Raw genomic sequence first — 13,280 nt, 5'->3', positions numbered from 1 at the left:
GGGACACCTGGTGTGCGGGTTAACTTAACCCATTTGTAGGATCACTTTGCAGCAGGTGCGGGGATCTTTTTCGAACAGCGTCATGGCTTGCTCAACGTCTGCCAGCGGGAAATAGTGCGTCACCAGTTTCTCCGGCTGGATTTGGCCTTGCTCAATCCACTCAATCACCTGCGGGAAGCGATTGCTGTTGAGACGCGAGGTGAACAGCGACAGCTCTTTACTGGTGAGACTTTGCTGCGTGATGCTGCACGGCTCGCCAGAAAAACCCAGCAGGCCGATACGCGCCGCCGGTGAGGCGATGGCGGCGGCTTCTGCCAGGATCGAAGGGTGACAGGCGGCGTCGATAATCAGCGTTGGTTGCAATCCTTCCAGCTGCGCGGCGAGCGGAATTTCGCTGTTGTTGAACACCTGATCGGCACCGTTTTCCTGCGCCAGCGCCAGCCGTTCTGGCAGACGATCAACCACCAATACCTGTTCAACGCCATACACGCCTTTCAGCACCTGAATGGCGGTAAGGCCCATTGGTCCGGCACCGTAAATCAGCGCCACATCGTTTGGCTGTGGTTTGAGGAAGGCGGTGATATTGGCCGCGATGGTGAAAGGTTCGACCATGCTGGCGAGTTTGTCGGGAACGCTATCCGGCAGGCGGAAGGCGTTTTTTGCTGGCGCCACGGCATATTCGCTAAAGCCACCGTCGCGGTGCACGCCAATCACCTGCAACGTTGTGCAGACGTTCGGGCGACCAATCGAGCAGGGATAGCAGTGACCGCAGCTGACCACCGGATCGACCGCCACACGTTCGCCAATGCGGCTGGCGGCAACGTCATCGCCGACCGCATCAATCAGGCCGAAGAATTCGTGACCAATCACGCGCGGATATTTAGCGAAAGGATTGTGGCCGTGCCAGATATGCACGTCGGAACCGCAGATGCTGGCAAATTGCACCTTCACGCGTACTTCACCGGCAGCGGGTTGCGGCAGCGGACGCTCTGCCACTACCAGTTCACCCGGTTGCTCAATCACTACACTTTTCATCATTAACTCCAACGGGAATGCAATGATGAAAAAATACGCGCACTAATACTACCATACAAGTCGGCGTTAAAGAGTTGTGAAGAGAATCACAGAGGAACAGTTACGTAGGGGCGCCATTCATGGCGACCAGGGAATCACGGCCACCCTAAATGGCGACGCTGAAATGACAAAAACCCGCTCAGGTTTCCCTGAGCAGGTTTTTTAAATTTGGCTCCTCTTACTGGGATCGCCTTTGCCAGCAAGTGGCTAATAAGTAAGCTATACCTGAATTCACTTGTTGTCAAGACCACCAGAATGACCACCATTTTTCTTGGCTTTTCCTTCCGGCACGCAGGTCCAGTATTATGGCCTGTATGCTATATGGCTAACTAACTCCTGGAAGCGAAGCGTTATTGATGCTTCAATCAGCCTTACTGACTTAGGATCTGGTGACGGCCTTGTTGCAGGCATAGATTGTGGAATTTTAGACTCACTCCTTACATAACAGCGGAAGCCGGGGAATACACTCAGGCATTCGTTATGTATGTTGCACGTTTACAGCCTCATCACAAATCACATCAAAAACGTATCTTTAGGTACGACAAGTACAACCGCAGATATGGATTTCAACCATATAAAAAATATGGGCTTAAGCTTCTGACATTTGCATAATGTCAGGTAAAATAAGCACGTAACTACCATAACGGTTGCGATTGGGCCTAGCATAATAAGTGCCTGTACCACCTTTCGAATACAAGTCGTCTCGCGAGTATTTCACATAGTCCTCTAACGCAGTGTTTGGTGCGTTAATACGTCCATATCCGATTTTCAAAATGCAGTTGTGCCAGAAGGAATTGAAGACATGCAATCCGAACAAAATCACTACATTCGACATCTTCCATTACCACAAAGTGTCAGAGATGCCATTACCGAAGCAAGAAAACAGGCCGGTACGTTTTACGCTTTTACCGAAGCAGATACACCACTACTGATTCAATCCCAGGATGGTACGGCGAGCGGTAAAAGCTATAACGTTTTCGCTCAATACATCGAAAGCGTAAATCCAGCAATCAACCCTGGCAATAGTCATCGCAATCTGGTGTTTATCACACCCTTGAAATCACAAATTGACATCCCGGAACAACTCATCGCTCGCGCCCGTGATAAGAAGATTGAATTGTTACCTTATCTTTCGCAAGGGGATATCGCAGATCTTGACTTTACGTCATGGGTCAAACCTCCTGAAGGGAAAACACCTACAAACCGGGAACGTTATCGTCACTGGATCAAGCAAGCCAACAAATTGATGTCGGGTGAAATTCAGCTTATTTTTCAACGCCTGAAAGCGGAAGTTGATGCGCGTAATAGTTTGAAAGTACGTCTGGAAACAGAGATTAAAGTAGGGGCAACGTTTGAACAAAAACGTCTGGAGGATGAGTTACGTCTCAATAGTTTTCATTTAGCAGGTCGCTTACAGGAAGCGACTGTGGCGATGCTTAATGCCTTGAATCAGAATCTGGAGGTTTTACTTGATGGGGAAACGACTAACCCTCGATATGCACTGGCGACGGAAATGGTTAAACATCTTTTCCCGTTTCAAATTGCACTGTATCGCCGATGTATCCTGCTGGCCACGACGAAAAAGTTCGATGGCAGTGTGCTGTTACTGAAACGCGATAAAGAAGGCGGCTATCACCGAAGTTCACAACAGCTGGACCACGTTCTGGGTCAGAAAAAAAGCCTCCAAGTGAATCCGTTAGGTGAGATTGCTAACCAGACTAATCTACAGCGAATTGAGAGCTTAAAAGAGCAATATTGGATAACCGACGAAGACTCACCTTTTGTACAACGTGATATTCGTTTTACATTAGTTCTGGACGAAGAGCACGAAGCCTATCGTATCTTCCAACAGAGTGTTTGCCAGACATTAATGAACGACGACCAGCAACTTCCTTCGTTACTGGCAATTTTACATCGTGTACTGGAATATGTGGATGAATGTTCTTCAGATGAAAGAGCGCCAGGGTATACCCCTCTGAAAAATTATGTCGATGAGATCAACAAAGCCTTATTACAATGTGATTTACGACCAGATTTCGAACTTAAGAAGCTGACCAGACTCTTTAGAAATAGTTTGCTTGATATCGTCGTCGATAGCCGTAATGCTGAGCAGGTTATCGCGTTAATTGGTAATATTTTCAGTTATCAGATTCAGCGATTTTACCGTGAGTCAGATCTTCGTCGAATTCATTTACGTAGTCACGGGCGTCACTCATACACTGAAGTCTATGTTTCTGAAGATGAAAAAAAAGTTCCAGATGAATTTACCTTATATGAACTGTATCAGACACTAACCGCTCTATTATTAGCCTCTGCCCGGCTGGAAACACCCAAACATGTCTGCGATTTGCTGGCACAGCAGGAGATGGCAAATCAGAATAACCCATTATCAGTTTTCATTCGTAAAGCCCAAAGCATTAAAGGAGATATAGATCATTTATCTTCCAGTGAGCCTCAGAAAGAACAGTTGATAGATGACTTTTTTACCTATTTTCGACCTAAAACATTGTTTTCCCTTTCGCCACGTGAACAGGTAAGAATTGAGGCTGAACAACTGAGGGGATGGGTATTACTCAAATTTCGGATGGAGTTAATTAAGGAGTTACCCGAAATAGCATTATTACGTGTGCTTTATAATACACGTAATACTATTATTTTACTGTCTGCTACAGCAGGATTTCCTGCAACGTATAATGGGCAGTACAGCCGACCGTTTCTGGATAAATACGCCCGTGACTTGAACTATCGCATCAGGCAGAGGAATGTTGATTCTGCTTCGCCCCTGTCGGCGATCCGTGACAACAGAAACCTTCATCGTCCTGTAGCACTGGAGGTATTTGACGATCAGGAACTAGAGTTTTTACCACAAAACGAGGAGTCTGAGTTCAGGAATGCATATCGTTTTTGGCTCAAAATGCTTCAACCATACTCTACAGCAGTTCAGTTTAATCGCTATCATAAACGAGAATTTCATCGCCAATTACAGTGTATGTTACTTGCAGCTTATACTGGTCGGCACATTTTATGTATCGGGATCAGTAACCGTTTTTTTGCGATTATAGGGAATTTTCTTCGTGCCAATAAGTTAAGTGCAAATCCCTATCGCGGGGTTGCCATTCTTGACAATGAAACACGTCGGGGGAATGATTTACCTCGTGTATTTGAAATTACCCCTTTTGCTGAGCGGCACAGATTGCGTGTCGTCATGTTTGATTCAAAACTCAACCGGGAAGATCCGGTAAGAGACTATCTGCAAATTGATCATCAAAATTTAGCAATATGCATGGTTTCCCATTTCCAGGGGGCCGGGACAGGACTTAATTATTATGTCACTTATCCGGCATCGCCAGAACCTGCAGGAGCAGATTCAGAGCAAATTGACTTTGATGAATTAGCCATGGTCTGCGGTAGTTACTGGAGTCAGATTAATGCAACTCCATCGCGAAATACGCTGGAAAATTATATTACCTTACTCAAGCATTATGCTCATGGAAGTGTGCCTCGTCAGGTTGGTGATTTCGATACGGATTTAGTTGATTCTGATGCGGCCCAATTGCTGAATACTGAACATACCGTCGAGCTTCATAAAATAGCAATGCAAACTATTGGCCGTACAGAACGGCGCGATGCCCAAATGAATGGGATTATTCGTTTACCTTCTGGTGTTCATCATAATGCATTGTGTGTTTTTCGGGATTTGGATCGTCACCCAAATGCACAATCGTTACTTGCTTCCCTAAGTCTGCATAACCACCTATGGTTTAAACGCTCAAAAAAGGATTTATTAAAAGCCAGTTTTTCTTCCGATAGTCAACGTAGCGAATTTGAAAATAAAGTTGCTAAAGCAATAGATATGTATAGCGACTTTGAAGCTGAACTGAAGAATAAAATTCTGCCGCTGGCAAGACAAGGTGATCAAGATGCAATTGAGTTAAATGAAGCATTGCGTCACCGGGACAGTTTTGCCGATCCTCAATCATATATAAAGCGTCTTAAACGCAACGCGATTATTAAGAAAAATACTTACTTTAGCGACTGTGTAAGCCATTTTTATCTGGAGCGTACTGCCGATTGGAAAAATGTAATACTGGCTAAAACCTTAGATGGTTATGGATTAACAGATATTTCAGCTGGAGCAAATCCATACAAACCGGAATATTTTTTACCCCAATATCATGAAGCTATGACTGAAGAGTCATCCGGAACTGAACAGCGTATTTTTGCGAAGATTCTGGGATTAGATGCCACGCATTTACAACAATACATCCCCATACCTTCATTGATGCCACTTCTAATTGGCAATATTGGGGAATGGCAATTACACCTTGTGCTCCAGGAAATGAATATTACGCCCATTCCACCACAAGAGCTATCACACTATTTGGATAGTCATTGTTATGAGTTGTTTGATGTGTATTGCATTAACAAGAACCGAATTGTTGCAATTGATGTAAAAAACTGGCGAATGCAAGGAAATAATCGTCAATTAGCGAAAAAAATGCATAATAACTCATTGAGGAAAATCAGTAAGTTGCAGGAAATAGTTGCAGCAAAAACACAGTTTGATGGTGTTGACGTCGTTTATCTTAATACCCGATATGCTTTAAACAGCCTCAACATTCGTGCCGAACACTCTAAACATAAGGGCATCTGCTATTATAACCTTTTTAAAAATATTTCATCTTATGAAAAAGATAATGGCAAAAATCCTTATGATGCAAAAATAAAATCAGAATTAAGAATAAATCAATACTTACTTAATCTCTTAGGAGTGAATTATGACTGATGTAACTGATAGTCTACAGCATAATGAAACGGATGTTGTGATGGCTGCCGAATGGGACCTTCAGCCTCCAGATTATGCACCTAAAGCACGAACACAGCTCTTTGATATTCATGATGCTGCAGATGTAACGTTGGAAAAACTTCTGCAATTACCCTCGGCAAATGGTTGGGGAATTGATGCAATCTGTATCAACAAGGTAAAAGAATACACCATGAAATGGGATGATTTTTTTATTGAATTGCACAGAGAGATTCAAAATATATTATCCTTAAAACTAGGTGTGAAGAATAACAGAGATTTCCAGTATCAAACGTTAAGAAAAGCAAACAGCTATCTTGTGATGTTTCTGTCACCTGATGCCCGTCCGTATCATCAATGGGTTAATGAACTAAAAATTAAGGGCTTTGATCAATATAAAATTGCTCAAACTGTGCTCGGGTTGCGCCTGAAACTATATTTTTTAGAGAATGCCGGGAAGTATTTTGAGGTGAGTCATGGGGCCTATAATAGCGAAGTTTTTCTGGGTGCCGTTGTACAAAAAGAAGAACCAGACAAGAGAGGAAACTATTACGTCGATGCATTGCAAAGTGACCTCTTTTACAGCCCAGATTATGGTGACCTCACCTTTACCCTGAAAGGGGTCTGCTTCAGAGCTAAAGCGGAAGAGCTTGGTGTACTCAGCGATTATGGCCGGATTATAGTTAAGGGTAAAAAATCATTGCAGTTGCTCGAAAAAGTGGATGGCAGAAAATACCGGAAAATGCCCTATATGCGTTTTGTCAGTAAAACTTATTCTGGCTGCAAAAATCATGCAGAAAATCTGGTTCAGAGCGTGCTCTGTAATATCCTGTCTCAGGCTGACATAACTTTTTCACCACGTGTTTTTTGTGCAACCCACTGTCAGTTAAACTTTTTAACGACCGATGCTAAAATACTCCAGCGTCCGTTAGTTATTATAGATAATATTAATAGTGGAGAAGATCCAAAGGCGCATCAGCGATTTATTCAATATCTGAAAAAAGAATTAGATGCAGTAGATATAATTTCACCTCGGGAACTTATTGATCTTGATAAAGATGTTAACTATCTGGTACTGAATCAGTCCAAAAAAATAAATGGGTCTAGCATTTCTCTTGGTGAAGATACCTTTTTAAACTCTACCTGGCAGGCACTAAATGAGGCAAAAGCAGGTAAAAAAGATCTGTTAGATTATTATTCTAGACTAAAAGTGGATTTTATCCTTGATTTTGATAAAAATTATCAGCGAGTCTTTCAGGGATGTAATATTGAAGCCATAGAGCAGAATAAAAAAGATCCTGTTAACCTGGTGGTTAAAAAAGTTCTTAATCCTGTGTCTGTCGCTAAGTTGGAAATGATTCGCAGCGAACTCTGGCTAAAAGAAGCTGTGCTGGTGAGAAAGAAACTTACCGGTTTTAGCATTAACGATGGTGAGTATATTCTTGTCTCAATTCGGTGTTCCTCTTCCGGAAACAGAAGAGGGAATGATTTTTATGGCGTTGCTACGCCGGTAGTATTCAGCCATGGCGTAATGAACATCGCAGAGCCGAAAATGTATACCGATGAGAACGATTTGCGTAATAATGTTCAAGGGATGAATATCAACTGTATTGATAAATTGCGTGATGATAATTTCTATCTTGTTGATACAATAAATCAGGTTGTGATTAAGCGATACAATACTGTTCGTATTCCGAGATTATTAGGTTCTGCAGAGCGTTGTTCTCTTCAGGTAGCAGAAGAGAATTATGATAAAATTAATAAATTTGGTGCAGCGGATAAAACATGTTTGCCTTACTATTTAACGCCAAAACCTAAAAGTCATGCTGTCAGCCAGTATCAACAACTCTTTATTGAAAAACGAGGTAATGAAGCATTACTTTTTTGTACCAAAAGTAACCAGCCCAACCAGATTATGGACAGAGCAACCTTAGTTTATAATCTGGTGGCGACAACATTTGACGGCAAAGAGGCTGATGTGATGGTGCAACCAGCAACTGAATTATTGTTGCGAACTTTAACTTACGATACCACACGCTATAATGAAGTCAGTCAGACATCTCTTCTGGAAAAAATATCGCGTCTGATGCTGCATAACTAATTTTATCAGCGTTTAACGTGGGTTATTTTTGATCAGGCCATGTGCTATGGCCTGATAATTTTAATGTCTGATAGTATTGATCCTGTTTGTTTACTGAATCAATTCCGGCAACCTATAAAGCAAACGCCTTGCAGATGGCCAGCCTGCATCCATAAAAATATCCAGACTTTCTAACAAACAGGTGCTTCGATGTTCTTCTTCAAAAATGATTTTATAGTCGGCAAGAAACATCCCCATCATTTTTACCAGTTGTTCCATTCCCATATGTTCATTCTGGAAACCAAACCTTGTTCCGTGACGTAAGGCATGGGCCATCAGATCAAAACATTTTGCTGGATCGACAGGAACAAGCGTTTCCAGCAGTTCCAGAAGGTAGTAAATAGTATGTGGCGTGCTGCAATCACCAATGCGCCGCATGTGCAGTTCAGTTTCGTTTAGAAATCTCTTAAGTTCTTCTTCTGCTAATGATTTCTCAGGATTATCTTTCCCTTCACAAACAAAGCGAAATTGCAGACATGCTCCGTCTATAATGGCAAAACAGCGTCTTACTTCTTCCAGTTCAACCTCTGTCAGATCGGTGCGGGGTGAATACTCTTCCATTTTTTTTCCGGCAGCATCAATAATGCTATAGGCTATATCTAACGCCCGTCGTCTGATTCCAATGTCTTTCGGTGTACTCTGTTCGGTAAAGCCAAGAACGAATCCATCGCTTAATGTAAATAAAATTTGTTTAAGTTCAAGGCTATAAATAGTGGGATCGACAATCCAGCATTGAAGAATATCATATGCTTCTCTAATTTCATGGACTCCCCAGAGAATTGCCAGATCGATGCTAACTATCTTGCGAATGCGATGCTGCCGTTCAGGATCGTTACTAAAACGTCCCAGCAGTTTCTGGATAAGACAGAAAGCACGCATCGGGTCGATATATTGCAGACGTCTGATTCCCTCCCCAACCATATGCTCTATTATGCCGGTATTGATTTCCTGCTCCACGCGTTCATTCAGGAAATGCCATACGCTATCCGGAGCAATATCCCACAACCTTAACAGGCGTGTTGATGCCTGAAGACGAACGGCCGGGTGAGGGTCAATCAGCATCCTTTCGATATCAGGTTTCAGTCGGTCATACAGATCGGGACGTAAAGGAATTACATCCAGAAAAATTCGTGCAGCATCAATCCTCGGTGAAGGAGAGCCCCAGCTAACGCAGTTGGCAAAATTATCCTCGGTATCTTCATTGACAGTTGGAGATATTGCGCGAGAAGTCATATGCAATAAATCCAAAAAATGAGGGGTCAGTTCATCTACCGGGTTGTCATTGGCAGGTGGTAATAATTTCTGTTCAACAGCCGCAGCGCAGGCCCGAACAAGAACATCCTCTGCAGTTGTGCGCACATAGGTATGAATATTTACAGCATTGAGTTGTTCACGAAGCGGCTCGAGAATGCCAAAAACATCTTCCAGCGATAATTCAGAGGAGAGTGTATTATTTGTCGTTAACCCCAGTGCAGTTTTCGCTGTTTTAACAGCACTGATAAGCATGGCATTGGCTGGCTCATTTCGATCCAGACCTTCGATAAAATCATAAGGTATACCCGTACTAATGTTGACCGGAGAAATATCGAAAAGCCTTTTATTTCCTGATATTTCATCATCCCCCTGCGTTTTATTCAGAAAGTCCCGGGCGGCTTCAGTAGAAAGATTATCTGATCCAATCGTGTTGAAAAGGTGATATAACAGTTGTTTCTTTGCTTCTTCCGGGTAAATATAGTCAGAGAAATTATACTGGAATGCTGCATTCTCCAGCATTTGCCGTTCCTCCAGTGGACGCCGGGCAATTCCTTTGCTGACCAAATCGATAGCATCTTTACGAGTATCTTCGTTCCGGATAAACGCTTCCTGCGATGCAATGGGCCAGAGAAAATCAACCAGGCTATCATTACGTTCATTTGCCGCCAGAAAGAGCCTGGCCCAGAAGATTGCCAGTGAGGCTTTTTGACGAATAAGTTCTGCGAGAACTAACACGTCTGGTTCAGTCGCGCTTTTCAAATGCCGAAATAGTTTCTTAATCAGTACTTCTCCGTCATGCGCGTGTTCGCCTGTAGGATTGTACGCCCATATGTGGCTGTGATCGGCTTTAAGAGAGATATCATTCCCGGAAATGGATAAATGCATCACAGGGGAATCGACAGGATGGTACCGGGCAACGTATCCATTTAAAGCGTTGACGGCAGCATCAACAGCCTGTTCGGGATGTTGTTCGAGAAAATGGGAGAAAAACTCACCGAGGGAATAACGAGCCGATTCATAGTCCTGTCGGGCGTTTGATCTCAGAGGCAGAATTCGGCTGTTCCCCAGCGTTGTTTCCCGTTCTTCGGTGACATCGTAGCGATAGACAAACTCGAATACTTTGGCAACAAACTCAGGTGCACGATCCGCGATTTTCTTGATGTTGTAACAGAGTATGGGAATTTCCTCTGAACCATAACGCTGGAGACGTTCGACGGAAATAATTTGCTCCAGTAAACAGCAAGATGAATCAACATCGGTATTGATCGTATCTGCAACGAGAGGTATAGCACTTCTGACAAAATAGCCCGGCTCACACTGCTTAAGGCCATAAGAAAGCAGGGCGCGGCAGGTTATACCCAGAATATTGCGTAGATCAGGATCAGTCACCTGTTTAGTAAGCGGATGCAGCAAAAATCGCAACGTCTCCGCGACTTTATTGATGTCAGGCGTTAAAGCAGAGACCAGATATACCCACGGAAGCAGAGCCACTTCTTTTTCATCTTCAAACCTAATTGCCAGCGCGCCGCAGAGATGACTGAGCGTAGAAATAACGTTCTGATCGTCCATTGCCACACGTTTAGCGAGCCAGAGCAGGTCGTTTTGTTCAACAGGATATTCAGCCGCAATTCGGCCTGTCGAACTACGGATAATGGGATCGCCATCGCTATCATTAACCAGATGACTTACCGCTTGCCAGAAGCCGTGATGATCCTCGTTATAATGCCAGATTTCCTGAAGCACAAAACCCAGTGCGGGAGAAAGCATCAACCCCATAGCCTGCTGTTTAGGAAAATGCAAGGTTCCCGCAATAAGTGCGTCAGGATCGAATGATATTTTTGCCGCAGCATAGTCAAAGAGCAGATGATGACGAAACTGTACCCAGCGATCGTTAGTCTCCCTGACGACAACGCCTTCACGAGAGAGTGTATCAATCATATCAGCATCTGCGCCCGTCAACAGGGATGGAGTCCTGAGTGAACGAGTGGCAATCATATGATTAACCAGAGCCTTAATACACTGCCGGGCGCTCAGCCCATATTTCTCAACGCGATACTGCCAGTAGAGTTTTAATAATTCGCTCTGGGATGAAATACGACTCAGATTAATATCCGCATGTTGCGAAACCAGGTCGGCCAGCAATCGTGTATTAAATGGTACTTTTGCTAAATCGCGAAGCCTGTCAGAAAGCTGCTTGAGTGCTGCTGTCAGCGCCGAAGATTGTTCAAGTAACTGGCTGAATTCGTTATCTGACCAGCGTGGAATAACAATATGGCGAACCGAAGAAAACTGCGTATCGGCACATTCCGACACTGGAGGATGTCCTTTAAACAGTTCGCGAAGCTTCACACCCATACGTAAATCGAAACTGCGAATGGAGGCAATAACGCGCCATCGCCCCTTTTGATTCAGTACCTGTTCAATCAGGGGACGAAAAACGGCCTCACCTTTCCCCCCACGGGTCGCATCCAGTGCATCAATAATCAGCCAGCCGTGAGACGTACCATCCCATGCTTCAAGCACTTCAGTCAGACAATGTTCTAGCCGGAGTTCACGGCTCAGTCCTTCGAGCGACTCAACCGAATAGTGATCAACCGCCAGTTCAAGAACATCGTCCCCACGATTGCGCAGGCTACGTGCCAGCACATTTAGTACGCCGCTTTTACCGGCTCCGGGTTCACCAATAATTAATAACGAGCCGGACTGCACAGCCTGCTCAACTGCATCCTGGCATTCCCTGCGCAAAGTAAGCGGCTGGCCGGAGGGATTATCGATGGTTTCATACTGCTGCAAGACATCAGCAACGTGCTGAGAATGGCGGATAAGTTGATGGATATCCGCCTGATATTGTGGCGGTGCGGCCAGTTTAATCCCTTTTCCTGCCAGCAGGTTACGTAATAATAATGCATCACAGCCATCACTTCGGGACATCATCTCCCCACAGGTGGTGACAAGAATACTCAGAGCTGCTGCTGAGTCAGTTTCTCTGGCAAGGCTGCGGCTAAGTCGCATCTGAAGTATTGATGCGATATTTTCAACATCAACAACGTGAATGACAATCAGACGGGCAAGTTCGGCTAACAGATCTGATGGCCGGGGCTCCGTGGTAATCCGTACCCACGCGGTCAACACACAGCGTTCGAGAATATCAGACGCTGATTTCTGTTTCCTGTTCATAGCTCCGCGACCTTGCTGGGAAAGATGGTGTAACGCGGCGGAAAGATCGGTCCGAACAGCCGCTGATGCTTTGGTGCTTACGGATAAAATTAGCCGATCTTTCTCCGCCGAAAGAGGGCGGTTCCACGCCAGAGAACCATCACCATCCCGACAGGTTAGCCAGTGTCGGACGAACTGTTCAATCGTCCGGTAAAAAGGACTCTTTTCATTGTCTGAAAGTGAGACGGTTGTTTTTGCCTGAATTGCGAGAAATCCGCCCACAGATGTTGCCACAAGAATATCATCAACTGGCGCTTCAGTTTCGAAACGAAGCCGAACAGGTGATGCATCACCCAGTATCAATGAAGGATCCAACGGGTCATTATTCAGGATCTGAGCGGCAAAAAACGCGCCTAATTGTTGTTGAAAGACAATACCGCTGCTGGTTGCCGAGCCACCACCGTTTGAGGGGCTGCTCAGATTCGTATCAGACAAGTTCCACCTACATAGCATGAATTCCGTGTTGGCGTTTATTTTACGGACAGGCGATTGGTAAAACAAAGAGATAAAAATACAGTACCCGGGTAAAACCGTCATTGCGACAATGGCATTTCAAATGCGGGCTCTTGCCGCCCATCGCCAAATGCAGTATCCGTAATCCGCGCCTGCAAAATCAGGTGCCGGGATTGGAACCCTGAGAAATGTTACAGGCGACATACGACGCGCCCGCGTCTTTTTTTATGTCGTGCGCTTGGCTATACCTCAATGGTGGGCTGGGCGGGGGCACCGAAAGGTGCGCCGGTTGCCTGTAACGCCGGTAGTTCCAACCCCGTTCAGTCCACCACCATGAGA

Annotated in this window: 4 protein-coding genes; 2 read left to right on the top strand and 2 right to left on the bottom strand. The window is 44.6% G+C overall.

The genetic code is table 11. The features are described from left to right. Positions 1-24: 24 nt before the first annotated feature. The gene (locus tag AAF463_RS12865; RefSeq protein WP_350262000.1) at positions 25-1,035 is read right to left on the bottom strand and encodes a Zn-dependent oxidoreductase; all 1,011 of its coding nucleotides are present in this window, start codon (positions 1,033-1,035) and stop codon (positions 25-27) included. An 841-nt stretch (positions 1,036-1,876) separates the two neighbouring features. Here AAF463_RS12865 and AAF463_RS12860 point away from each other — a divergent pair. Then, entirely contained in the window at positions 1,877-5,860 is a 3,984-nt protein-coding gene (locus AAF463_RS12860) for a hypothetical protein (protein WP_350260900.1), read from the top strand. Beyond that, positions 5,853-7,979, top strand: coding sequence for a hypothetical protein (locus AAF463_RS12855; RefSeq protein ID WP_350260899.1), 2,127 nt, complete (start codon positions 5,853-5,855; stop codon positions 7,977-7,979). Before AAF463_RS12860 ends, AAF463_RS12855 begins: the two co-directional genes overlap by 8 nt. 90 nt (positions 7,980-8,069) lie before the next feature. Here AAF463_RS12855 and AAF463_RS12850 read toward each other — a convergent pair whose 3' ends face one another. Beyond that, positions 8,070-12,923 carry an ATP-binding protein gene (locus tag AAF463_RS12850; protein WP_350260898.1) on the bottom strand — a complete coding sequence of 1,618 codons (4,854 nt, stop codon included), beginning with the start codon at positions 12,921-12,923 and terminating at the stop codon, positions 8,070-8,072. Positions 12,924-13,280 lie beyond the last annotated feature (357 nt).

The organism is Pantoea sp. BJ2, assembly GCF_040255075.1.
In the GTDB taxonomy this organism is placed as follows: Bacteria; Pseudomonadota; Gammaproteobacteria; order Enterobacterales; family Enterobacteriaceae; genus Pantoea; species Pantoea leporis.
The sequence above is the reverse complement of the archived record's forward strand: the minus strand, read 5'-3'. Positions and strand labels throughout refer to the sequence as shown.

Excerpts from the sequence above, each read along its gene's own strand:
- AAF463_RS12865 (WP_350262000.1), bottom strand. The coding sequence starts at position 1,035 with ATGAAAAGTGTAGTGATTGAGCAACCGGGTGAACTGGTAGTGGCAGAG.
- AAF463_RS12860 (WP_350260900.1), top strand. The coding sequence starts at position 1,877 with ATGCAATCCGAACAAAATCACTACATTCGACATCTTCCATTACCACAA.
- AAF463_RS12855 (WP_350260899.1), top strand. The coding sequence starts at position 5,853 with ATGACTGATGTAACTGATAGTCTACAGCATAATGAAACGGATGTTGTG.